The 24,074-nt window shown below is 68.7% G+C and carries 20 protein-coding genes; 7 read left to right on the forward strand and 13 right to left on the reverse strand.

Annotated features, from left to right (window positions below; genetic code table 11):
• Positions 1–141: 141 nt before the first annotated feature.
• Genes ACEYYA_RS08460 through ACEYYA_RS08475 form a run of 4 tightly spaced genes read right to left on the reverse strand, consistent with a single transcriptional unit; the run spans position 142 to position 6,852 of the window.
• The gene (locus ACEYYA_RS08460; RefSeq protein WP_374799588.1) at positions 142–2,289 is read right to left on the reverse strand and encodes a hypothetical protein; all 2,148 of its coding nucleotides are present in this window, start codon (positions 2,287–2,289) and stop codon (positions 142–144) included.
• Complete coding sequence (locus ACEYYA_RS08465; protein WP_374799590.1) at positions 2,286–5,003, reverse strand: DUF4159 domain-containing protein; 2,718 nt, start codon at positions 5,001–5,003, stop codon at positions 2,286–2,288. Before ACEYYA_RS08465 ends, ACEYYA_RS08460 begins: the two co-directional genes overlap by 4 nt.
• Positions 5,000–5,848: a DUF58 domain-containing protein gene (locus tag ACEYYA_RS08470; RefSeq protein ID WP_374799592.1), complete on the reverse strand. Its 849-nt coding sequence runs from the start codon at positions 5,846–5,848 to the stop codon at positions 5,000–5,002. Before ACEYYA_RS08470 ends, ACEYYA_RS08465 begins: the two co-directional genes overlap by 4 nt.
• Positions 5,845–6,852: an AAA family ATPase gene (locus ACEYYA_RS08475; RefSeq protein ID WP_374799594.1), complete on the reverse strand. Its 1,008-nt coding sequence runs from the start codon at positions 6,850–6,852 to the stop codon at positions 5,845–5,847. The genes ACEYYA_RS08470 and ACEYYA_RS08475 overlap by 4 nt, the downstream gene beginning before the upstream one ends.
• A gap of 83 nt (positions 6,853–6,935) precedes the next feature.
• On the opposite strand from ACEYYA_RS08475, the gene ACEYYA_RS08480 reads away from it, so the two are divergent.
• The gene (locus tag ACEYYA_RS08480) at positions 6,936–7,490 is read left to right on the forward strand and encodes a DUF1285 domain-containing protein (RefSeq protein ID WP_374799596.1); all 555 of its coding nucleotides are present in this window, start codon (positions 6,936–6,938) and stop codon (positions 7,488–7,490) included.
• On the forward strand, positions 7,490–8,260 hold the full coding sequence (locus ACEYYA_RS08485) for a hydroxypyruvate isomerase family protein (protein WP_374800008.1): 771 nt from the start codon (positions 7,490–7,492) through the stop codon (positions 8,258–8,260). Before ACEYYA_RS08480 ends, ACEYYA_RS08485 begins: the two co-directional genes overlap by 1 nt.
• Before the next feature lie 1,710 nt (positions 8,261–9,970).
• On the opposite strand, the gene ACEYYA_RS08490 is transcribed toward ACEYYA_RS08485, so the two are convergent.
• Both ACEYYA_RS08490 and polA read right to left on the reverse strand, forming a co-directional pair.
• Positions 9,971–10,936, reverse strand: a complete 966-nt coding sequence (locus ACEYYA_RS08490) for a cation diffusion facilitator family transporter (RefSeq protein WP_374799598.1) — start codon at positions 10,934–10,936, stop codon at positions 9,971–9,973.
• A 74-nt stretch (positions 10,937–11,010) separates the two neighbouring features.
• Complete coding sequence (polA, locus tag ACEYYA_RS08495) at positions 11,011–13,821, reverse strand: DNA polymerase I (RefSeq protein WP_374799600.1); 2,811 nt, start codon at positions 13,819–13,821, stop codon at positions 11,011–11,013.
• A 38-nt stretch (positions 13,822–13,859) separates the two neighbouring features.
• Between polA and ACEYYA_RS08500 the strand changes: the two genes are divergently transcribed.
• Complete coding sequence (locus ACEYYA_RS08500; protein ID WP_374799602.1) at positions 13,860–14,348, forward strand: hypothetical protein; 489 nt, start codon at positions 13,860–13,862, stop codon at positions 14,346–14,348.
• 48 nt (positions 14,349–14,396) lie between these two features.
• Here ACEYYA_RS08500 and ACEYYA_RS08505 read toward each other — a convergent pair whose 3' ends face one another.
• Complete coding sequence (locus ACEYYA_RS08505) at positions 14,397–14,597, reverse strand: zinc-finger domain-containing protein (RefSeq protein ID WP_374799604.1); 201 nt, start codon at positions 14,595–14,597, stop codon at positions 14,397–14,399.
• A 98-nt stretch (positions 14,598–14,695) separates the two neighbouring features.
• On the opposite strand from ACEYYA_RS08505, the gene ACEYYA_RS08510 reads away from it, so the two are divergent.
• Both ACEYYA_RS08510 and ACEYYA_RS08515 read left to right on the forward strand, forming a co-directional pair.
• Positions 14,696–15,625, forward strand: coding sequence for an ABC transporter ATP-binding protein (locus ACEYYA_RS08510; protein ID WP_374799606.1), 930 nt, complete (start codon positions 14,696–14,698; stop codon positions 15,623–15,625).
• Between the two features lie 115 nt (positions 15,626–15,740).
• Complete coding sequence (locus tag ACEYYA_RS08515) at positions 15,741–17,309, forward strand: alkaline phosphatase D family protein (RefSeq protein ID WP_374799608.1); 1,569 nt, start codon at positions 15,741–15,743, stop codon at positions 17,307–17,309.
• 9 nt (positions 17,310–17,318) lie between these two features.
• On the opposite strand, the gene ACEYYA_RS08520 is transcribed toward ACEYYA_RS08515, so the two are convergent.
• Together ACEYYA_RS08520 and ACEYYA_RS08525 are read right to left on the reverse strand one after the other, a co-directional pair.
• On the reverse strand, positions 17,319–17,717 hold the full coding sequence (locus tag ACEYYA_RS08520) for an HIT domain-containing protein (protein ID WP_374799610.1): 399 nt from the start codon (positions 17,715–17,717) through the stop codon (positions 17,319–17,321).
• Positions 17,718–17,729: 12 nt separating this feature from the next.
• Positions 17,730–19,307, reverse strand: a complete 1,578-nt coding sequence (locus tag ACEYYA_RS08525) for a DUF5928 domain-containing protein (protein ID WP_374799612.1) — start codon at positions 19,305–19,307, stop codon at positions 17,730–17,732.
• Between the two features lie 153 nt (positions 19,308–19,460).
• Here ACEYYA_RS08525 and ACEYYA_RS08530 point away from each other — a divergent pair, with 153 nt between their 5' ends.
• Positions 19,461–20,279, forward strand: coding sequence for a sulfotransferase family protein (locus ACEYYA_RS08530; RefSeq protein ID WP_374799614.1), 819 nt, complete (start codon positions 19,461–19,463; stop codon positions 20,277–20,279).
• 48 nt (positions 20,280–20,327) lie between these two features.
• Here ACEYYA_RS08530 and ACEYYA_RS08535 read toward each other — a convergent pair whose 3' ends face one another.
• Together ACEYYA_RS08535 and nth are read right to left on the reverse strand one after the other, a co-directional pair.
• Positions 20,328–21,314, reverse strand: coding sequence for an adenosine kinase (locus ACEYYA_RS08535; protein ID WP_374799616.1), 987 nt, complete (start codon positions 21,312–21,314; stop codon positions 20,328–20,330).
• Complete coding sequence (gene nth / locus ACEYYA_RS08540; RefSeq protein WP_374799618.1) at positions 21,311–21,955, reverse strand: endonuclease III; 645 nt, start codon at positions 21,953–21,955, stop codon at positions 21,311–21,313. The genes ACEYYA_RS08535 and nth overlap by 4 nt, the downstream gene beginning before the upstream one ends.
• Positions 21,956–22,141: 186 nt before the next feature.
• On the opposite strand from nth, the gene ACEYYA_RS08545 reads away from it, so the two are divergent.
• Entirely contained in the window at positions 22,142–22,789 is a 648-nt protein-coding gene (locus tag ACEYYA_RS08545; RefSeq protein ID WP_374799620.1) for an OmpA family protein, read from the forward strand.
• A 92-nt stretch (positions 22,790–22,881) separates the two neighbouring features.
• Here ACEYYA_RS08545 and ACEYYA_RS08550 read toward each other — a convergent pair whose 3' ends face one another.
• Entirely contained in the window at positions 22,882–23,436 is a 555-nt protein-coding gene (locus ACEYYA_RS08550) for a F0F1 ATP synthase subunit B (RefSeq protein ID WP_374799622.1), read from the reverse strand.
• 4 nt (positions 23,437–23,440) lie between these two features.
• The gene (locus tag ACEYYA_RS08555) at positions 23,441–23,983 is read right to left on the reverse strand and encodes a F0F1 ATP synthase subunit B' (RefSeq protein WP_374800010.1); all 543 of its coding nucleotides are present in this window, start codon (positions 23,981–23,983) and stop codon (positions 23,441–23,443) included.
• Positions 23,984–24,074 lie beyond the last annotated feature (91 nt).

Genomic DNA, 24,074 nt, shown 5'->3' on the forward strand with positions numbered 1-24,074 from the left:
CCCCCCCCCCCCCCCCCCCCCCCCCCCCCCCCCCCCCCCCCCCCCCCCCCCCCCCCCCCCCCCCCCCCCCCCCCCCGTCCGGCCCATCCATACAGACCCGTCGCCGATCTTCAAGACAATGGCCCGTCCGAACGCCGCCCCTTACCCGTGGCGCCGCCGCATGGCCCCGCCCTCGATCAGCCAGGCCAGCACCGCAAGCCCCGCCGCCAGCATCAGCCAGCCCCAGGGCGGCAGCAGCGCGGTCTGGCGGATGCCGGTCACCGCACCCGCACCGCGTTCGACAAGGCCGATCCAGTCGCGGCCATGCGGCACCCGGCCCGGCGTGATGCGGCGCAGGTCGGGCAGGCCATCGGCCAGATGAACCACCCCGCCCCCGCTGGTCGTCACCAGCGGCGACAGGGCGGCATCGCTGGCCAGCACCTCATCGAACTCGCGCGGGGCGGCGGGGCCAAGCGCCACGACCGCGGTCAGATCGCCCTCGGCCAGCCGGTAAAGCCCCTCGGCGGGGGCGGTCCAGCGCGCGGCCCAGCGGCCCGGCTGGGTGGCGGCCAGGGGCAGCGTGGCGGTGCTGCCGTCAGGCGCGGTGATGGTGACCGGCCCGACCCCATCGCCCATGCTGGCGCGGGTGATGGTGATGACCCGGCTGCCCGGCTCGACGCTGGCGCGCAGCGTTTCTTCCTCAAGCTCGGGTTCCTTCATCGACCAATGGGCGATGCGGCGCAGCAATTCCAGTTGCGGCCCGCCGCCTTCGAACCCGCGCGCCCACAGCCAGCCCTGATCCGAGGCGATCAGCGCCACCCGCCCCTTGCCCACCCGGTCCAGCATCAGCAGCGGGCGATCCTCGGCCCCCGACAGCAGCACCTGGCCGCGCGTCGGCGTGACCTCGACCTGGCGCAGCCAGCGGCCCCAATCGCCCGGCGCGTCGCCGGTCACGCCCGGCAGACCCGGCAGGCCGGCGATCACCGGATGGCGGGCACCGGCATCGGTCGGGCGCGGACGGAAGGGGGCGTCGATCACCCGCCCGGTCGGCTGGCCCGGCAACAGCGCGCGCAGGCTGGTCTGCCAGGGGCTTTCCACCCCGGCATATTCCGGCCCGGCCGCGACCAGCAGCGCGCCGCCCTGATCGACGAACCGGGCGATATTGTCGAAGTAATCCACCGGCAGCAGGCCGCGTTCGACATAGCGATCAAACACGATCAGGTCGAAATCCTCGATCTTGTCGCGGAACAGCTCATCCACCGGAAAGGCGATCAGCGCCAGTTCGTCATCGGGCACGCCGTCGTATTTCTCGGGCGGGCGCAGGATGGTGAAATGCACCAGATCGACCGCGGGATCGGACTTCAGCAGGTTGCGCCAGGTGCGTTCGCCCGCATGGGGCTGGCCCGAGACGAGCAGCACCCGCAACCGGTCGCGCAGGCCGTTGACCTGGATCACGGCGCGGTTGTTGACCTCGGTCAGCTCACCGTCCAGGGGGCCGACCGCCAGTTGCACGATGTTCGGCCCGGCGTGATCCAGGGTCAGCGGCAGGTCCAGCGCCTGCCCCACCGGCACGCGGTGCGTCGTGGGCGCATCGCCGTCGATCGACAGCGTGACCTCGGCCCAGCCGCCCGGCCCGGGATCGGGGGGCAACGCGCCCTGATCCTCAACCCGCAGGCGGATCTGCGCGGTCTGCCCGACCAGCCCATAGGCGGGGGCGGCCTCGATCACCAGTCGGCGGTCGCGGTCCCCCTCGCGCCCGGTCAGCAGCAGGTGCAGCGGCGCGGGAAGCGTGTCCGGCAGGTCGGCTTCGTCATGCAGCTGCCCGTCGCTGATCGCGATCACCCCGGCCAGCCGCGCGGCGGGCTGGGCCGCGACGGCCTCGGACAGGGCATGGGCCAGCCGGGTGCCGCCGTCATCGGCACCGTCGCCCAGGGTGATGCGGTGCAGAACCAGCCCTGGCATGGCGGCAGCCTGCGCGGCGATGTGGTCGACGGCGGCGCGGCTTAGCGCAGCGCGGTCCGACAGCGACTGGCTGGCGGTCTGATCCTCGATCAGCAGCAGGATATCGTCCAGCGACTGCCGGTCCTCTTGCCGCCAGACCGGCCCGGCCAGCGCCACCAGCGCCACGGCCAGGGCCAGCGCCCGCAGCCCCGCCGCCAGCCCGCCGCGCCAGATCGCCAGCAGCAGCGCGGCCACCGCGGCCCCGGCCAGCGCCGCGATCAGCCAGCCCGGCACCAGCGGCTGAAAGGCCACCGGCCCGAACCCTTCGGCCAGCGCCTGATCCAGCCGGGCGGGCAGCGCGCCGATCATCGCCCCAGCCTTTCCAGGATCTCGGCGGCATGGACCTGATCGGCCTTGTAATTGCCGGTCAGCACATGCATCGCCAGATTGACGCCAAAACGAAAGGCCATCTCGCGCTGATCCTCGCCGGCGAAGCCCTGCCCGACTGCGGCCAGCGGCAGGCCGGTGTCATCAATCGCCCAGGCCGCCGCCCAGTCGCCACCGCCGATCACGACCGGGGTCACGCCGTCATTGCGCTCCGGCGCCTGCGCTGGATCGCCCAAGGGCGCGCGCGCGGCGACCCAGACCGGCACCCCCGCATGGCGGCCCGGCAGATCGCGCAGCAGATAAAAGCTGCGGGTCAGAACGTGGTCGGGCGGGATCACCTCCAACGCCGGAATGTCCAGCGGCGCGGCCAGGTTGCGCAGGGCCTCGGCCTCGGGGGTGGCGGCGCCCAGGCCCGCCAGATCGCCATCGCGGGTGTCGAACAGGATCATGCCGCCGTGGGCAAGATAGCGGTTCAGCGCCGCATAGCCCGCGACCGAGGGCGCGGCCTGCCCCGCCGTCACCGGCCAATAGATCAGGCTAAGGGCCGACAGATCGTCGGTGTCGGGATCGACCGTCAGCACGCCGCCCGCATCAATCGTGGTGCGCGCGTTCAGCACGGCGGTCAGGCCGCGCAGACCGCGTTCGGCCATGTCATCGACCGCAGCATCGCCGCTGGCGATCCGCGCCAGATGGAAGCGGTCGGCGGCGGCCAGGGTGGTGTCGCTGACCGGGGGGGTATCGGTCTCATCGGCATGCGCGGCGGGGGGCTGGGCCACCAGCACCAGCATCACCGCCAGCCCGACGATCGCCACGCGCCGCAGCCGCCCCGCCACCGCAAGGCTGGCCAGGACATCCAGCGCCAACGCCGCAATCGCCGCCGCGATCAGCCAGCCGCCCAGGGGCCGCGAGGGGGCCGCCGCCTGATCGACCCGCTCGACACCGCCCGGCCAATCGACAGCGGGCGCGAAATCCGCATCCGGTGCCTGCGCATTCAGCGCCACCCGACGGTCGCCCGCACGGTAAAGGCCGGGGCGCAGGTCGGGGCCGACCGTGGCCCGCGCCAACGCCGCGCCCGCCACCGGATCCTCGGGCGGTGCGGGGCTGGCCGCGCCGAAGCCGTCCAGCCAGGTCTCGGCCTGCCAGGCGCTTGCCGCGATGGCGGCGCGGTCGACCGCCTGGCCCGTCCCCGCCCCGGCAATCAGCCGGTCGATCATCTGCACGAACAGCCCCGAGATCGGCAGGTTCGACCAATCGGCATTGGCGGTGACGTGAAACAGCACCACCTGGCCCTGACCAAGCGGCTTGCGGGTGACGAGGGGGGTGGCATCCTCGAGACTGGCCAGCACGGCGCCCGCCAGATCGGGGCCGGGCTCGGCCATCACCTGCGCGCGGATCAGCGTTTCATCGGGCGGCACCAGCCCGGCAAAGGGACCATCCGCCGCAAAGGGCGCGATGCGGCGCGGCGCGCCCCAGGACAGCGCGCCGCCAACCGACCGGTCACCGGGCCGCAGCCGCACCGGCAGCAGCGGGTCATCCGTGCTGCCTGCCTGCGCCAGGTTCGGCCCGGCAAAGCGGATCAACAGCCCGCCCGCGCGCACCCAGTCCACCAGCGCCTCGGCCTGCGGCGGATGGGCGATGTCGGGCAGGATCAGCACATCGGGGGCGGCGGCGATCAGATCGGGCAGCGCCCCTTGGGTCAGATCGACCGAGGGTTGCAGCGCCTGTTCAAGGTAGTGATCGGGCGAGAGCAGCGCCTGCGCCTCGGTCGCGGCCGTGCTGACCAGGCCGACCTTGCGCCGCCGGATCAGGTCATCGCCCAGCACCACGGCCCCGGCACTGGCCTGGCCCGCGATCTGCACGCGGGTCACGCGGTTGCGCAGCTCGATCGGCAGGTCCAGCGTCACGTCGCGCGCAATCGGCGCGGCCTGCTGATCCCATTCGGCCAGCACCCGCGTGACACCCGCCGGGTCAGGCCCCACCGCCTGAAGCCGCAGCGGCAGCGGCGCCGTGGCCTGCATCCGCAGCGTCAGTTGTCCATCGACCACGCGCAGATCGGACAGCGCGGCCTGCGGCAGGGCGGGCGCGTCAAGCTGGACCCGGCCGCGCGCGGCCAGCGCCTGCGCCAGCGCCGTGCGGCCCGTGAAATCGACCCCCGAGGCCAGCCACATTGTGTCGAACTCCCCCGCAGGAAGCGCGGGCAGCGGGTCGGCCTGCGCCCGCCAGGGCTGCGGCTTCAGCCCCACCAGCGCCGGCATCAGCGCGGCCGCATCGCGAAACACCGGTGCGGTCTCGGGTGCGGTCAGCGACAGCAGCGCGACCGGCCGCCCGTCGCGCCCCGCGCCGCGCAACGCATCGCCCAGCCGCTGCGTGACGCGCGCCCAGATCGCGGCCTGCGCCCAATCGCCGTCGATGACCACCAGCAGCGGCGCGCGGCGCGCAGGGCCGGTGTCGGGGTTCAGGACCGGCCCGGCCAGCCCCACGATCAGCGCCGCCAGCGCCGCGATCCGCAGCATCAGCAGCCAGACCGGCGTGCGCGCCGCCTGCACGCCCTCATCGCCCAGGCCGATCAGCAGCGCCACCGCCGGGAACCGGTGCCGGACCGGCGCGGGCGGCACGGCGCGCAGGATCAGCCAGATCACCGGCAGCGCGGCCAGCCCGACCAGCAGCCAGGGCGCGGTCCAACCCAAAGCCATCATGCCGTCCCCAGCCCCTGATGCAGCGCCATCAGCGCCAGCGCGGGCGGCATGTCGGTGACATGGCTGACCAGCCGCCAACCCGCGCCCTGCGCCAGCGCCGCCAGCTCGGCACGCCGATCCGCCAGCCGCGCCAGATAGCGGTCGCGCAACCCCTCGGCGCGGGCGGTGTCATGGGCCAGACCGCCCTCATGAAGGATCGTGCGCCCGGCAAAGGGGAAGCTGGCCTCGGCCGGGTCCAGCACCTGCACCAGCACGCCCGAGACCGCGCGATCCGCCGCATCGGTCAGCATCGCGGCGAAGGGCGCGAGGTCGCCCAGAAAGTCCGACAGGATCAGGGCGCGCCCGCGCGTGGGCAGCGCCGGGGCGGCCGCCTGCACGTCGATCAACCCGGCGGCCAGCGGCGTCAGTTGCGCCAGCCCCTGCCCGGCCCGCGCACCGGGATCGGCCAGCGCCACCCGTTCCCCCCCGCGCAGCGCCAGCGCGGCGGCGGCCAGCGCCAGCAGGCGCGCGCGATCGGCCTTGGTGGGGCGTCCGGGCGCCGCGGTGAAATCCATCCGCGCCGCCGGGTCGACCCAGATCGCCAGCGTCTGCGCCGCCTGCGCCTCGCGGTCGCGGACGAAGGCGGTATCGCCCCGCGCGCTGCGCCGCCAGTCGATCTGGCGCGCGCTGTCACCGGGCTGGGCGGGGCGATATTGCCAGAAATCCTCGCCCGCACCGGCGCGGCGGCGGCCATGCAGGCCGGGCGCAACGCTGGCCGCCAGATGCCGCGCGGCCATCACCAACGCGGGCAGGCCAGCGGCGGCGGCCTCGGCCCCGCGGCGCAGATCGGCGGCAGAGGTGGTCATGCAGCGGCAAGCTGATGGTCAGCCATCAGCCGCGCGATGATGCCGTCCAGATCCTGCCCGCGCGCCCGCGCGGCAAAGGACAAAGCCATCCGGTGCCGCAGCACCGCCGGGGCCAGCGCCGCGACATCGCCCAGATCGGGCGCCAGCCGCCCGGTCAGCAAGGCCCGCGCCCGCACCGTCAGCATCAGCGCCTGCGCGGCGCGCGGCCCCGGCCCCCAGGCGAGCGCCTCGGCCAGCCAGTCGGGCGCCGCCGCCTGCCCCGGACGCGCCGCCCGCACCAGATCAAGGATCGCGCCCAGCACCTGATCGCCGACCGGCATCTGCCGCACGAAAGCCTGCGCCGCGATCAGGCCCGGCCCGTCGAACACTGCCACCGGCTGATCCTGCGCCACACCGGTCGTGGCCAACAGGATCGCGCGTTCGGTGTCGCGGTCGGGATAGCCCACGTCGATCTGCACCAGAAACCGGTCAAGCTGCGCCTCGGGCAGCGGATAGGTGCCCTCTTGATCCAGCGGGTTCTGGGTCGCCAGAACGTGAAACGGCCGGCCCAGCGGGTGATGGGTGCCGGCCACCGTCACCTCGTGCTCCTGCATGGCTTGCAGCAGGGCGGACTGGGTGCGGGGGCTGGCGCGGTTGATCTCATCCGCCATCAGAAGCTGGGTGAAGATCGGGCCGGGGATAAAGCGAAAGGCGCGGGCGCCGTCTGCGGCGGTCTCCAGCACCTCGGACCCCAGGATGTCGGCGGGCATCAGGTCAGGGGTGAACTGGATGCGCGCGCTGTCGAGGCCCATGACGCGGGCCAGGGTGTCGACCAGCATGGTCTTGCCCAGGCCCGGCAGCCCGACCAGCAGCGCATGGCCCCCCGACAGGATCGCCGCCAGCGCCTGATCGACCACCTGTTCCTGCCCGATGAAGCGCCGCGCGATCTGGGCGCGGGCATCGGTCAGCCGATCCGACAGCGCCGCCGCCGATTGCACGGGATTTTCTGCATCAAGGCTGGTCATGACAACCTTTCCTTCATCGTTATACTGTCAGGTATAAAGACAGATCAGCCGCCCGTGACCAATCGCAAAGTGACATTCGACACATGACCGTGACCCGCGACACCCCGCCCTCCGCCGATGGGCTGGCCGCCGCCGCCGCGCAGGCCGGCGCGAAAGGCCCGCCGCCCGTGCATCTGTGGAACCCGCCCTTCTGCGGCGATCTGGATATCGAGATCCGGGCTGATGGCAGTTGGTTCTATCTGGGCACCCCCATCGGGCGTGAGGCTTTGGTGCGCCTGTTCGCATCCATCCTGAAGGTCGAGGATGGGCGGTTCTATCTGGTCACGCCGGTCGAGAAGGTCGGCATCCGGGTGGCCGATGCGCCTTTCATCGCCGTCGACATGACGGCCGAGGGGGACGGGCTGGCCTTTGTCACCAATGTCGGCGACCGGGTGATCGCCGGGCCAGATCACGCCATCCGCGTGGATGAGGATGCCGAAACCGGCACGCCGCGCCCCTATATCCACATCCGCCGCGGGCTATGGGCGCGCATCGACCGCAAGACCTTCTACCGCCTGGCCGAGATCGCCCTGCCCCGCGACGGGCGGATGTGGGTCACCTCGGGCGGGGCGGATTTCGACATCGGGCCGGGGGCCTGATCGTGAAGCTTGCCGCCAACCTGTCGCTTCTGTTCACCGAACTTCCGGTCACCGAACGCTTTGCCGCCGCCGCAGCCGCCGGTTTCACCGGGGTCGAGATGCTGTTTCCCTATGAGGATTCGGCACAGGATATGCGCAAGGCCACGGTGATGGCCGGGCTGGAGTTCGTGCTGCTGAACTGCCCGCCCCCGAACTGGACGGGGGGTGAGCGTGGCTTTGCCGCCGTGCCGGGGGCCGAGGCGCGGTTTCGCCACGATTTCGACCGCGCCTGCCGTTTTGCCGATGTGCTGAAGGCGCGCCACATTCACATCATGGCGGGCAAGGCGACGGGTTCGGTCGCGCGCGCCACCTATGTCGCCAATCTGCAATGGGCCGCCGCCCGCGCGCCCCGCCGCAGCCTGACGATCGAGCCGCTGAACGGCCATGACATGCCGGGCTATTTCTTGAACGATTTCGATCAGGCCGCCGCCATCCTGGATGAGGTTGGCGCCCCCAATCTGGGCCTGCAATTCGACGCCTATCACGCGCAGATGCTGACCGGCGACGCGCTTGCCGTCTGGGCCGCGCATGGCCACCGCGCGGTGCATATCCAGATCGCCGGAACGCCGGGCCGGTTCGAGCCGATCCCGTCCGACATCGACTACCCCACCCTGCTGCGCGCCATCCGCGATAGCGGCTATGCGGGCTGGATTTCCGCCGAATACAACCCGCGCACGGTGACCGGCGACGGCCTTGGCTGGATCGAACAGGCGCTGCGGGGTCTAGGGTAGCTGTGGCCGTCCGCTGCGGGGCATGGGATCCGACGGCTATGGCCAAAGCACCCCGGCCATCCGCTGCCGCCCATCGAGGGCATGTCGAAGGGTAAAAACGCGGCAGGCGCCAGCAGCACCGCGCAGTCTCGGGCGCTCAGGCGGCAGCATGGGCGGTCCTGCCTGTCGTTCGGCCCCGCGAACCGGGGGCCGTTGAAGACCTCGGCCTTTGGGCGGGCGCGGCATCCGCCCGGGACGCAGGCGCATGGGATGGCATCAATGGCCCACCTTCCCCGTCCGCCCGAGCCGATCCGGCGACTGCACAACGCGGTTGGCAAGGCCCAAGCAGAAGAGTGTCGCCCGGCGTGGCGGCCCTCCGGTGGCGGCTGCCGCTTTTCAAAGGACCGTGCCGCCGACGCTCCGCGCAACCGAGGCCGTTATCATCAGGCAGACGTCGCGCCAGATGAAGCCGGTGCCACCGCGGGCGGGCACGGCATCGGCCAGGACGCAGGGGCATGGGATGGCATGAATGGCCCACCCTCCCCGTCAGCCTGAGCCGATCCGGCGACAGCACAGCGCGGTTGGCAGGCTCCAGGCGGAAGACTGTCGCCCGGCGTGGCGGCCCTCCGGTGGGGCCATCTTGGTCAAAGGACCGTGCCGCCGACGCTCCGCGCAACCGAGGCCGTTATCATCGGGCAGAGGTCGCGCCAGATGAAGCCGGTGCCACCGCAGGCGGGCGCTGCGTGCGCCCCCATCGGGTTGACAGGCGCGGGCGGGGCTTACGGTCGTTGTTGGGGCACAGCGTTCTGCCCAAGAGTGGGCAGGGCCGACCAGGCCCCGCGGCATCCGATCCGGCCAGGTCGCGCCAGGGCGGTGTCGCCGGGCTCGCGCCGCGGCTGGAACCCGCCCCGGCGCTGCATGACGCGCCTTGCCCGGGGCTACGCTGGCCAAGGGTGCGTCAGGTCGGCGCAGGCGACGTCACGTCCGGCGCCGCCTTGCCAACGCGGGGCGTGATGCGCCATCCTCGGTCAGTCTGACGTTACACGGCCTGGCGGCAGGCGAGTGGTCGCGGCGCAGACGGCGCGAGGGCGGCGACTTTCAGGATCGTCGGACTTCCCCCGTTCGCCACGCCCATGGGCGCGCGACGGCAGCGCAGGCGGCGCGACGGTGGCGCCACGGCGGCGACGTTCAGGGGCATCGGACGGCCCCCCACCGTCACGCACATGGGCGGCGGCGCAAGCGGCGCGAGGGCGGCGATGTTCACGGGCGTCGGACTGCCCCCGACCGTCGCGCCCATCGTCACGCGCGGGCGGCGGGGCACAAGGCAAGGCCCATGCAAAGCCGGTTGCAGCCTGCCCTTGTCCGGTCCGGGATGCAGTCGCGGCCCGTCGGCCTGTCGGCTGGCGCTTGGGGTCGGGCTTGGCCGAGGCCGCCGGCGCGCACGATAACCACATGGTATCTGCGCCGCCTGACGCGCTGAGCCAGTGCTTACGCCGGACCGCCGAAACCCTGGCCGTGCGGATCGGCCCCAGACCGCGCCGCCTGGACAGGCACATGCCCCACCAGTTCCGCAAGGGGGCGATCTGGCGCCACCTTGCAGGGCGGCGCGCCTCAGGCGAGCGGCTGAGCTTGCTTCAGCTACCGAGATCAGCCGCCTTGCGGCGATCCAAACCCCGGTGGGCCAAGCCGTCCTTGCAGGCTGACCCGGCGCGGGCTGCCCCCGCACCCCGGTCAGGCGCTGACACACCCGCCTTGCGGATCGGCGCAGCCGCCCGCCTCGGTCTCGACCTCAAGCGTGGCGTGGTGCAGGGCGAAATCCTGGGCCAGGCGGGTCTTGATCTGGCGCAGGATGGGCGCGGGGTCGGTGCCGGGGGCGATCACGACATGAGCCTGCACGGCGGCGGTCTTTTCGTCGATCATCCACAGATGCAGGTGGTGGCTGCCGATCACGCCCGGCACGGCGGCGATGGCGGCGCTGACGCGGGCGGCGTCAAGGCCCGGCGGCGCGGCCAGCATCAGGATGCGCCAGACGCCCGGCAGATCACCCGCGACATGGGCCAGAATGACGACCGAGATCAGCATCGTCAGCAGCGGATCCGCCAGATGCCAGCCCCAGGCCCAGATCACCGCGCCGCCGATCAGCACGGCGACCGAGGCCCCGGCATCCGCCAGATTGTGCAGAAACGCCGCGCGGATGTTCTGGCTGTCGCGCGCCTGGCCGAAGATCAGCGCGGCGGTGGCGATGTCGATCACCAGCGCGAGGCCCGCCAGCGCCATCACCATGCCGCCCGCGACTTCGGGGGGCGCGGTCAGGCGCCCGGCGGCCTCGATGATCAGCCAGACAGAAATGCCAATCAGCGTCAGATAGTTGACCAGCGCGGCCAGGGTCTCGGCCCGGCGCCAGCCAAAGCTCATCGCGGCACTCGCCGCGCGGCGCGACAGGCGGCGGGCTCCGAAGGCCAGCACCAGCGCCATCGCGTCGGACAGGTTGTGGACGCCATCGGCGATCAGCGCCATGGAATCGGCGATCCAGCCGCCCAGCACCTGCGCCACGGTCAGCGCAAGGTTGATGACGACCGCCAGCAGGATCAGCCGGTCGCTGTCGGGCACCGCATGACTGTGGCCGGCATGGCTGTGGCCATGCGCGCCATGGTCATGCGCGCCGTGGTCATGATCCTGATGTTGATGCTGCGACATGTCCGCTACTCCATCGGGCCATGCCCGCCAATTTCAGCCCAGCCTAAACTAGCGCGGCAGGCCGGGGAAGCGCGTCAATGTGCCTCGGCCCAGTTGGCGCCCGATCCGGCCTCCACCTCCAGCGGAACCGACAGATGCACGGCGGGCGCGGCGGCACCCTCCATCACGCGGCCGGCGGCGGCGATCAGGGCATCGACCGCGCCTTCATCGACCTCGAACACCAGTTCGTCATGGACTTGCAGCAGCATCTGCGCGGGCAGGTCGGCAATCGCGGCCGGAATGCGGATCATCGCGCGACGGATGATGTCGGCTGCCGCGCCCTGGATCGGGGCGTTGATCGCGGCGCGCCGGGCATTGCCCGCACCCGGCCCCTTGTCGCGGATGCCGGGCGTGTGGATGCGTCGCCCGAAGATCGTCTGCACAAAGCCATGTTCGCGCGCAAAGGCCACGGTGTCGTCCATATAGCGGCGGATTTCGGGGAAACGCTCGAAATAGGTGTCGATGAAGGCCTGCGCCTCGGCGCGCGGGATGCGCAGGTTGCGCGCCAGGCCAAAGCCCGAAATGCCGTAGATGACTCCAAAGTTGATCGCCTTGGCGCGGCGGCGGATGACGGCGGGCATCCCCTCAACCGGGACGCCGAACATCTGGCTGGCGGTCATCGCGTGAATGTCGATGCCGTCGCGGAAGGCCTGTTTCAGCGCCGGGATGTCGGCGACATGGGCCAGGATGCGCAATTCGATCTGGCTGTAATCCAGACTGACGATGCGCCGCCCCGGACCGGCGATGAAGGCCTCGCGGATGCGGCGGCCTTCCTCGCTGCGCACAGGGATGTTTTGCAGGTTCGGATCGGTCGAGGCCAGCCGCCCGGTCTGCGCACCGGCGATGGAATAGCTGGTATGGACGCGGCCCGTATCAGGGTTCACATGGGTTTGCAGCGCATCGGTATAGGTCGATTTCAGCTTGGCGATCTGGCGCCAGTCCAGCACGCGGGCGGGCAGGTCGTGGCCCTCGGCGGCCAGATCCTCCAGCACATCGGCACTGGTCGAATACGCCCCGGTCTTGCCCTTTTCGCCGCCGGGCAGGCCCATCTTGTCAAACAGGATCTCGCCCAGTTGCTTGGGGCTGGCGACGTTGAAGGGCTGGCCGGCCAGGCCCTCGATCTCGGCCTCAAGCCCGGCCATCTGCTGCGCGAACACGCCCGACATGCGCGACAGATGCGCGGGGTCCAGGCGGATGCCGGTCATCTCCATATCGGCCAGAACCGGCACCAGCGGGCGTTCCAGCGTCTGATAGACAGTGGCAACACCGGCGCGGGACAGCTCGTCGCGGAAGGCCAGCCACAGCCGGAAGGTCACATCGGCATCCTCGGCGGCATAGGGCACGGCGCGGTCGACAGGCACCCGGTCGAACGTGATCTGCGCCTTGCCGGACCCCAGCAAGTCCTTAATCGGAATGCATTTGTGATCCAGATAGCTTTCCGCCAACTGGTCCATCCCATGCCCATGCCGCCCCGCGTTCAGCGCGTAGGACATCAGCATCGTGTCATCGATCGGGGCAAGGCGGATCCCGTGGCGGGCCAGGATCTTCATGTCGTATTTCATGTTCTGGCCGATCTTCAGGATCGCCGCGTCCTCAAGCACCGGGCGCAGGATCGCCAGCGCCTGATCCATCGGCATCTGCCCATCGGCCAGCGTGTCGGATGAGAACAGATCGCCCCCGCCCTCGCGGTGGCCCAAGGGGATATAGACCGCCTCGCCGGGTGCGCGGCACAGGCTGATGCCGACCAGATCGGCGCGCATCTCATCCAGGCTTGTGGTCTCGGTATCGACCGCCAGCACGCCGCGCTGAACCGCAACCGCCAGCCAGTCGCGCAGATCATCGCCGTCACGGATCGCGCGATAGGCGGATGTATCGATGGCGGGCAGCGCCGGGCGCGCAGCTTCGGCAGCGGGCGCGGCCTCGGACACGGGCGGCGCGGCGGTTCCCAGCCGCGCGGCCAGCCGGTTGGTCAGGGTGCGAAACTCCATCCGCGCCAGAAAGTCCAGCACGGTGTCGGGATCGGGGGCGCGCACCTCCAGCTCGGCCGGGGTCACCTCCATGGCGACGTCATCCTTCAGCCGCACCAGATCGCGCGACAGCCGGATCTGGTCGGCATGATCGATCAGAGTCTGGCGGCGCTTGGGCTGGCTGATCTCGCTTGCGCGTGCCAGCAGGCTGTCCAGATCACCGAACTCCTGGATCAGCAGCGCGGCGGTCTTGATCCCGATGCCGGGCGCGCCGGGCACGTTGTCGACCGAATCCCCGGCAAGGGCCTGCACATCGACCACCCGGTCGGGACCGACGCCGAACTTTTCCTCGACCTCCTCGACGCCGATGCGCTTGGCCTTCATCGGGTCCAGCATCTCGACCCCGCCGCCGACAAGCTGCATCAGATCCTTGTCGGAACTGATGATCGTCACCCGCCCGCCCGCTTCGCGCACCTGCCGCGCCAGGGTGGCGATGATGTCATCGGCCTCGACCCCCTCCTGCTCAAGACAGGCCAGGTTAAAGGCCCGCGTCGCCTCGCGCACCAGCGGGAATTGCGGGCGCAGATCCTCGGGAGGCTCGGGGCGGTTGGCCTTGTAACTGGTGTAAAGATCGTTGCGGAACGTGTGGCTGGAATGGTCAAAGATCACCGCCGCATGGGTCGGCACGTCTGCCCCGCTGGCCCCTTCGACATAGCGCGCGATCATGTTGCAAAAGCCCGACACCGCCCCCACCGGCAGCCCGTCCGAGGCCCGCGTCAACGGCGGCAGCGCGTGATAGGCGCGAAAGATATAGGCCGATCCGTCGATCAGATGCAGATGCGTGCCACGGTCGAACACGGGCTGGTCAGGGGCGGTCATGCTTGGCATCCTTTCGTCATCCTGCCACAGGTGATGCCATGTTCCGCGCGCTGCTTCCAGCCTTTGCCCTGACCTTCGCAAGCGCCGCGATGGCTGGCGGCTGCGCCACAACCGATGGCGCGGACAATTGCGTGCGCTTTCTGGGCTGCATCGGCGATCAGGGCCGCTGGTTCGACGGCACCGCCATCGGGCGCGGCCATGGCACGCTGACGGCCACCACCAGCGACGGCATCACCTGCACCGGCAGCTTCGACCAACAGACCGGGCTTTATGGCACGGCCGAGGCCGATTGCGCCGACGGCACCCGGATGACGGTCATGTTCCTGTATCAGGACAGCTATACCGGCACCGCGCTCGGCCATGGCCAGACAGACACCGGCCAGGCCATCAAAACCTGGTCGGGCAACAACATCCCTGACCTGCTGAAGCGCACCGACCCGCAGGGCCGCCCGAACCTGCCCTGCGGACAGGCGCCGCTGCTGCTCAGCCGACAGCCGTTCTTTCTTGCCAAAATACGCCGGGGGTGAATGGGCCGCAGGCCCAGAGGGGGCAGCGCCCCCTGCCCCGCCTTGATGTCAGTGATCGTCGTGGGCGTGGGCGCGGTCGATCTGATAGGTCGTGCCGCAATAGCCGCATTCCACCGCGCCGCTGTCATGGGGGATCGCCAGCCAGACGCGCGGATGCCCAAGGCCCGGCCCGGCGCCGTCGCAGGCCACTTTCCAGGCGGTCACGGTCACGACCTTGGGCGCGGTCAGGGGGGCAGAGGCTTTGGTCATGGCTGGCTCCGGCATCACTTGTCGCGCGGGCTGATCCGCGCTTAAACAGGCCCGCATCATAACGCCCTGAAATCCGTGGGCAATGGGGGATCACCGCGATGACCGACACAGCCATCCGCCTGTCGCAACTGCGCAAGACCTATGCCGCCAGCGGCCGGGCGCCGGAAAAGGTCGCGCTGCACGGCATCGACCTGACGATCCCCACCGGGTCGATCTTCGGTCTTCTGGGGCCGAATGGCGCGGGCAAATCGACGATCATCAACATTCTGGCGGGGCTGGTGCGCAAGACCTCGGGCCAGGTCACGATCTGGGGCTTCGATCAGGACGTGAACCCGCGCCAGTCGCGCGCCGCTATCGGCGTCATGCCGCAGGAACTGAACATCGACCCGTTCTTCACGCCCCGCGACGCGCTGGAGATGCAGGCCGGGCTTTACGGCGTGCCCGCCGCCGACCGCTGGACCGATCAGATCCTGTCGCTGGTGGGCCTCGGGGCGCAGGCGAATGCCTATGCCCGCAGCCTGTCGGGCGGCATGAAGCGGCGGCTGTTGTTGGCCAAGGCGCTTGTCCACCGCCCGCAGATCCTGGTGCTGGATGAACCGACCGCGGGCGTCGACATCGAACTGCGCGCGATGCTGTGGGAAAATGTCCGGCATCTGAACGATCAGGGCATGACCATCATCCTGACCACGCATTATCTGGAAGAGGCCGAACAGATGTGCGACCAGATCGCCATCATCAACCATGGCCAGCTTGTCGCGCATGACACGACCGCCGCGCTTTTGGGGCGAATGGATAGCAAGACGCTGCTGGTCGAACCGGAAAGCCCGGTGACGCAGGATCTGACGCTGCCGCCCGGCGTTACGATGGAGCGGCGCGCCGATGGACGGCTGGCCTTCGGCTATCGCCGCAACGCGACGCGCGCCGAGGCGATCCTGGATGCGCTGCGCGCCGCCGGCATCCATATCCGCGACGTCGCCACCGAACAACCGGGGCTTGAGGACGTCTTCGTCGCCATCACCCGCGACTGAGCGGGCCACATTTTTACCCAGGCTTCACACCTTCGCCAAGCGGCTGTCATGGCCGCCGGGCAGCCTTGGCCTGTCTGCCGCCTGATGCGCGGCCCCAGCAGCCAGGACCGCACCGATGACCCGCCTGATCCGCCCCGTTTCGATCACCCGCCGCGCCACCCTGCGCGGGGCACTTGGCAGCGCCGCCTTGCTGGCCATGCCCGCCATCCTGCGCGCCGGCAGCGCGCCGGTCTTTACCCATGGCGTTCAATCGGGCGATGTCGATGCGGCCAGCGGCATGATCTGGACCCGCACCGACCGCCCCGCCCGCATCGGCATCGAGATCGCCACGACCGAGAGCTTTGCCAATGCCCGCCGCCTGCCGCCGCTGACCGCCCTGCCCGACAGCGACTTCGCCGCCAAGACGCTGCTGACCGATCTGCCCGCCGATCAGGACATCTTCTACCGTCTGACGCCCGCCGATCTGTCCGATGTCAACATGACCGGCCAGCCGATCACCGGCCGCTTCCGCACCGCCCCCACCACCCGGCGCGACATCCGCTTTGTCTGGTCGGGCGACACCGCCGGTCAGGGCTGGGGGATCGACGATCAGGGCATGGCGACCTATGCGACGATGGCCCGCCACCAGCCCGATTTCTTCATCCATTCGGGCGACACGATCTATGCCGACGGGCCGATGACGGAACAGGTCGAACTGCCGGATGGCAGCCTGTGGAAGAATACCGTGCTGACCGATGCCAAGCGCAAGGTCGCCGAGACGCTGGACGAATATCGCGGCAATTTCAAATACAACCTGCTGGACGATCATCTGCGCGCGCTGAACGCGGTCTGCCCGACGTTCTTTCAGTGGGACGATCATGAGGTCGTGAACAACTGGTCGCCCGGCAAGGATCTGTCCGCCGATGACCGTTACACCGAAAAATCCGTGCCGCTGCTGGTCGCCCGCGCCGGGCGCGCCTTTCACGAGATGACCCCGATCCGCCACACCCCCGCCGAGCCGGGCCGCATCTATCGCAAGATCGCCTATAGCCCGCTGCTGGACATCTTCTTCCTGGATCTGCGCAGCTATCGCGCCGCCAACGGGCCGGGGATGGAAACCGAACTGGTCGACAGCGCGCGCCTGCTGGGGGCCGAGCAGATGGCCTGGCTGAAACGGGAACTGGCGGCCTCGGCCGCGACATGGAAGGTGATCGCCTGCGACATGCCGATCGGCCTGATCATCTGGGACAATTTCAAGGACCGCAGCGGCGTCGAGGCGATCGCCAATGGCGATCATGGCATCCCCCTGGGGCGCGAGCTGGAAATCGCTGACCTGTTGCGATTCATCCGCGATCAGGGGATCAGGAACACCGTCTGGCTGACCGCCGATGTGCATTACACCGCCGCCCATCACTATAGCCCCGACCGCGCCGCCTTTCAGGATTTCGCGCCCTTCTGGGAGTTCGTCTCGGGCCCGCTTCACGCCGGCACCTTCGGGCCGAACGATCTGGACCAGACCTTCGGCCCCGAGGTCCGCTTCATCAAGGCCCCGCCCGAGGGGCAGGCGAACCTGCCGCCTTCGGCGGGGATGCAGTTCTTCGGGCTGGTCGATGTGATCGGCGCGACGGGCCAGATGAAGGTGCGGCTGATGGACCGCGCCGATCAGGAATTGTGGTCGGTCACGCTGGACCCCGAGACCGCGTAACGCCCGCCCTTATTCGGACGGCCGCCCCAGCATCCGGCCCAGGGGGCGGCCGGCCAGGATATGCAGGTGGAAATGCGGCACCTCTTGCACACCATCGGACCCCGCATTGGTGATGGCGCGGAAGCCAGCGCCGCCCTGCCCCGGCTGGATGCCCAGCCGTTCGGTCACCGCCGCCACCGCGCGGTGGAAATCGACGATTTCCGCACCCGAGGCATGGGCCGCGAAATCGGCGTAATCGACATAGCGCCCCTTGGGGATCACCAGCAGATGATGCGGCGCGGCGGGATTGATGTCGTGAAAGACCAGCGTGTGATCGCTGTCCAGCACGGTCTTGTTCGGAATCTCGCCGCGCAGGATGCGGGCAAAGATGTTGGTGTCGTCGTAGCGGTCAGACGGTTGATCGGTCATGGCGGGCCTTTCCTAATCGTCGAACAGATGGGGGGTGCGGGCGATGGCCTCTGCCTCGGCATGACCGATTTCCAGGAAATCGGCAATGGCATGGGCGTTGACCTCGGGGGCGAGACCGGGGCGGATGCGGGCGAATTGCGCGAAACCGGCATCCGACAGCCGTTCGGTTTCAAACCGCAGATCGTTGCGCAGCGTAGGTAGCAGACGGTCGATCACATCGGGCGGCGTGGTGTCGGCGGCCAGCCCCACGCGCTTCAGATGCCCGCGCAGGTAATCGTCAGAGAAATCGACGTCGATCAGCAGGATGCGCGTCTCGGCCCGGTCCCCGGCAAAGTCGCGCAACAGGTCCATGTCGGAGGGATCGACGCATAGCCCCAGCCGACCGGTGCCGTAATGATCAAACAAGAGCCGCATCAGCGCGCGGCGGTGGCGCGTGCGCTTGCCGACAGAGCGTTCCACCCCGCCCAGATCGGGCAGGCCCGCGTTCGCTTCGTTGAACAGGTACTCCAGCATCGGAATGCCCGTCACCTCATGCGTCTTGCGCGCCAGGCGCTTGGCGACATGCCATTTCTTGCAGACCACCACATTCAGCGTGCGGTCGCGCCCGACGCTGGCCGCGTCCTCCCAGAAGCGGGGGGCGAAGCGGCGACCGATGCGGCCGCGCTGCGTCAGAAAGCGGAACAGACCCGGCCCCTCGCCCGAGATGGTGAAATCGGCGCGATCCTCCAGCCACAGATCGGCCATCTGCGCCTTCATCTGCCGCGCGTCGGGGCTGATCTTGCGGGCAAACAGGTAATCCTGCGCCAGCAGCATCTGATAATGGTCGTTGTAAAAGTTGGCGGGCATTCCGTAGTCGGTGAACAGCAGGAAGGTCAGCGTGCGGGTGCGCAGCTCTTTCGCCGGGATCAGGTGGCGGACGATGGTCTGAAAAAACGTCTCGTCGGGAATCCAGGTGGTCGAGAAGAACCGCAGCACATCGGGCCGCGCCGCGCAAAAGCCCAGCACCTTTTCGACGGTCGGGCGGCGCAGGCACCACCACTGGCTGCCAATCATGATGTCCAGATCGGCCGGCACCTTGCGCGCCAGACCCAGCCGCCTTTGCAGGTTCATGCTGGCATAGAACAGCCCCTTGCTGTTGCGTTCGTTGAACCAGTGGCGATAGATCAGCCGTTCCTCCTTGATGCCGGTCTTGATCCAGTCCGACCCGAAAAAGTCGAAACTTTCGATGTAGTCGACATCGTGGCAATCCAGAAAGGCATGGGCATAGGCGGCCGACTTGATCGGCATGCAGTCGCCCGACAGCATGTAGAAATGCGTGGCGCGGGGAAAGGCGGCCTCGGCGGCGCGCAAAGCCTCCAAGGTGGCTGCGACCAGACTCCATTCGCCCCAGCCGCATTTGTGCCGGCGCGGGGCAAAGACCACGCCGGGATTGCCGTGCAGCGCATCGCGCAGCTTCTGGTAATCGGCGGGCTTGGCGCGGCCATCGAAATGGATCGACACATAGTCGCCGGTCGCGGTCAGCCGCTCGGCCTGCGCGATCACGCCCTCGGGGTCTTTGTGTGTCAACAGGATAAAGGCAATGCGCGCCATGACGCCCCAGGGTTGTATCGCGCCGCGACCGGGCGGCAAAAGTCCGACATGACCCGCATAAGCCGATTGCAAAGCGCGCCGGGATTTGGTCTCTGTCTAGCAATTTTCCACGTCCCGACAAGGGCGTGGTCCACCAAAGCGCATGAGGGCAGAATGGGTTTCCCCGGAACATGGATGACCGAAAGTCAAAGCATGGTCTATCGCGTGGTGCCCAAATGCGCCTGCTCGACCATCGGGCAGATCATGTTCTATTCCGATCATGGCCGCTATTTCGACGGCGACATCCATGATGCGACGGCGGGCATCCACAAATGGGCGATCGAGGCCAGCCACGCGCCCATCGAAAACGCGGTGCGCGGGCGACAGGTCTATGCCTTTACCTGCGTGCGCAACCCCTATGCGCGGATCCTGTCGTCGTTCTTTGACAAGATTGCGGGCATCCAGCGCAACGGCAAACGCTATCGCGGCAATCTGGTGCCGCAACTGGCGCAGAAATACGGCATCAAGGTTGGCTCGCCCGAGGATAACTTCGACTTTGACCAGATCGCCAGTTTCCGCCGCTTCCTGCTGTTCGCGCGCGACACGATCCGCTGGCGCCGCCCGATGGAGCCGGATATCCACTGGTCGGCCATGTCGGGCCATATCGGCACCTTCATCGCCAATGGCGGGCGCTACAACCGCATCTTCTTTACCGAAAAGTTCAACGAGGGGATGCAGGCGGTGCTGGATGACGTGACCACGCCGGTCGCCGTCGATGTGAATGCGGTGCCGAAGTTCAACGAATCCGAAGGCCACGGGCCGAAGCGGCTGCACAAGGTCAGCGATTATTTCGACGACCTGTCGCGGCATCTGATCTGGGAAATCTACCGCAAGGATTTCCAACTGTTCAAATACGACTTCGACGATCCCGACAACAAGCTGCCGAAATCCGAAGTCGACCTGGACGAGGTTCACGCCAAGCTGTCGGCGTAACCGCAAGACACAAAGGCCGGGGCAAGCCCCGGCCTTTTGCTTGTCTGGTCACATCAGCCCGTGGTCGCGGAAGGCCGCCAGCAGGTCGGTTTCCGGGCGGGCGCCCAGATGGCCGATCACCTCGGTCGCGCAGATCACGCCCATCTTGCCCGCCACTTCCATCGGGCGGCCGGTGGCAAGGCCATGGATGAAGCCCGCGGCGAACTGGTCGCCCGCCCCGGTCGCATCGACCACCGGCACGGCATGGACCGGCACCGTCACCGTCACGCCGTCGCGGATGATGACGACATCCTGCGACGACCGGGTGCAGACGATCAGCGGGCATTCGGTCGCGGCCTGTGCCAGGGCGGCATCCAGATCGGTCTGATAAAGCGCCTCCCATTCATGGGAATTGCCGATGACGTAATCCATCTGGTCGCGCAGCAGGCGACGGAAATCGTCGCGGTGGCGGTTCACGCAGAACGGGTCGGACAGCGCGATCCCGGCCTTGCCGCCGCCCCGGTGGCAAGCCTCGGCGGCCTTCAGGAAGGCGGCCTTGCCCTTGTCCTTGTCGAACAGATAGCCTTCAAGGAACAGGTAATCGGTGGCCTCGGCAACCGACAGCGGCACATCCTCGGTCGAGACATCGCCCGAGATCCCGAGATAGGTATTCATCGAGCGTTCCCCATCCGGCGTGACAAAGATCATGCTGCGCGAGGTCGGCAGATCCCCCCCGGCGACCGGCGGATTGACGAAATCGGTGCCCTCGGCCTCCATCGCGGCCTTGTAGAAACGGCCCAGCGGATCATCATTGACCCGCCCGATGAAGCCGGTGGTCAGGCCCAGATTGCCCAGCCCCGCCAGCGTATTGGCGACCGATCCGCCCGGCGCCTCGGTCCGGTCGGCCATGGCGGCATAAAGCGCCTCACCCCGGTCGCGGTCGATCAGTTGCATGATCCCCTTTTCGATGCCCATCCGGGCCAGAAAGTCATCGTCGCAATTCGACAGCACATCGACTATGGCATTGCCGATGCCAACAACCTGATAGCGTTTCATTCGGTTTTCTCCGGGAACAGGCAAAGGTCGCGGATCGGACAGATGCCGCAACGGGGTTTGCGCGCGGTGCAGATATAGCGACCGTGCAGGATCAGCCAGTGATGGGCATGGGTCTGGAACGGGACGGGGACGTGATCCTCGATCGCGCGTTCGACGGCATCGACATCGCGGCCCGGCGCAATGCCGGTGCGGTTGGCGACGCGAAAGATATGGGTGTCGACGGCCTGCGCCGGGTGGTGAAACCAGATCGACAGCACGACATTGGCGGTCTTGCGGCCCACCCCCGGCAGCGTCATCAGCGCCGCGCGCGAGGATGGCACCTGGCCGCCGAAATCATCGACCAGGATCTGCGACAGCCGGATCACGTTCTTTGCCTTCTGCCGGTAAAGGCCGATCGTCCTGATATGCTCGGTCACGCCCTCGACCCCCAGGGCCAGCATCTTTTCGGGCGTGTCGGCGATGGCGAACAGATCGCGGGTGGCGCGGTTCACGCCCTTGTCGGTGGCCTGTGCCGACAAGGCCACCGCCACCAGCAGGGTGAAGGCATTGGTGTGGTCCAGCTCCCCCTGCGGTTCGGGGTTGTCTGCGGCCAGGCGGGCAAAGATCGCCTGCTGCGCGGCATAGGGCAAGGGCTTCAGCATGGCGCCGATATGCCCGCAGCCCCGCCCCCGCGCAAGGGCGTTCGCGGCACGGCTCACCCCGATTTTCAACCAGATTTGACGCAAAGGCGGCGCATGGGCCGTGTCATTTCCGTGCGCGGGGCGGGAACTTGCGCTAGGCTGGCGGCGTTAGGGCGCGAACCGCGCAATGCGTAAAGGACGATGAACATGAGCATGATCCGCAACTTTGGCCTGGCCAGCACGGCCGTCCTGGCCCTTGCCGCCTGTCAGCCGATGGGCACGCAGGGCGAATATACCCGCGCCCAGCAAGGCGCCGTCACCGGCGCGGTCATCGGTGCCGCCGCCGGCGCGATGCAGAAGGACAACAAGTTGGACAAGGCCCTGGCCGGTGCGCTGATCGGTGGCGCGGTCGGCGGCGTTGTCGGCTCGCAGCTGGATCAGCAGGCGGCGGCGCTGCAGACCGCCGTGAACAACCCCAACGTGACCGTGGTCAACAACGGCAAGTCGGTCGTGATGACCATGCCGCAGGACGTGACCTTTGCCGTCGACAGCGCGAATGTCCGTCCCGACCTGCAAGTCAGCCTGGCCAATGTCGCGGCGACGCTGAACCGCTATCCGAACTCGACCATCTCGGTCGTCGGCCATACCGACAACACCGGGGCCGCCGCCTATAACCAGCAGCTGTCCGAACAGCGCGCCCGCGCCGTCGCGAATGTGCTGACCGGCAATGGCGTGAACCCGAACCGGATCAGCGCGGTGGGCCGGGGTGAGGATCAGCCGGTGGCCTCGAACCTGAACGCCCAGGGCCGCGCCCAGAACCGTCGCGTGGAAATCATCGTGACGCCGACCCGCTAAGGCGCATCGGCGGGGCCGACAGCCCCGCCCCCGCAACATGAAAAGGCCGGGCCGCATCGCTGCGACCCGGCCTTTTTCGTTGGTTCAGGCGATCAGTTCAGACGCTGATCGACTTCGCGGATCGCGGCGTCGATGCCGGCCGAACGGTCGGCCTTGCCCATCTGCGCCGCCAGGATCTGCCGGGCCGAGGCCACGGCCACCTGCACCGCCCGGTCGCGCACTTCGCGCACCGCACCGGCTTCGGCAGAGGCGATCTGATCCTCCGCGGCCTTCAGGCGGCGGGCGATCGAGTCCTTCAGATCGGCCTTGGCCTGTTCGGCGGCGGCGGTCGCATCGCGCTTGGCGGCGGCAACGATCGCATCGGCCTGTTCGTGAACCTCACGCGCCTTGCGTTCGTAACCGGCATAGATTTCCTGGGCTTCCTCGCGCAGGCGGCGGGCTTCCTCAAGATCGCCGCGAATGCCCTGGGCGCGCTTGTCCAGAAGCCCGCCCAGCATCGCCGGAACCTTGTAATACAGCAGGATCCCGACAAACAGCAGGAAGGCGATCAGCACCACGAAATCGGTGTTGCGCAGGCTGAAGAACGGGCCACTGGCCGCCATAGCCGGGCTGGCGATCAGCGACAGCAGGATGGAAAGCTTTTTCATCGCATCACCCTTTCAGTCGCGCGGCAACCGCATCGGCCACCGATTTGGCGTCAGCCTTGCCACCCAAAGCCGCCACCAGTTCGGCGGTGACATCGCGGGCAACCTCGCCCGCGGCCTCGACGGCGCCGGCGCGGACCTCGCTGATGCGGGCCTCGGATTCCGCCGCACGTGCGGCGATTTCGGCATCGGCGCGCGCGATGGCCGCATCCAGATCCTTCTGGATCTCGGCGCGGTTGGCGGCGACGATCTTGCCGGCTTCGGCACGGGCATCGGCCAGGGCCTTGTCATAGGCGGCCTCGGCCTCTTTGGCCTTCAGCTTGAACTCTTCGGCGGCCATCAGATCGCCGGTGATGGTGCCTTGCCGGTCCGCCAGGATCGCCGCGATGCGCGGGATGGCGATGCGCGACAGGATCCAGTAGATCGCGGCCAGCGACACCAGCAGCCAGAAGATCTGGTTGCCAAAGGTGCTGGGGTCCAGTTGCGGCATACCAACCGCGGCGCCACCATGTTCGGCGCCATGCGCGGCGGCCTCGGCGTGACCGGCCATGCCGGCCATCCCCGCCATGCCGTGTTCGGCCCCGGCAACGCCATGCGCACCGTCCATGCCGTGCATTCCGGCCATGCCCGCATCGGGCGCC

The sequence above is a fragment of the Paracoccus zhouxuedongae genome (assembly GCF_041927815.1).
Taxonomy (GTDB): Bacteria; Pseudomonadota; Alphaproteobacteria; order Rhodobacterales; family Rhodobacteraceae; genus Paracoccus.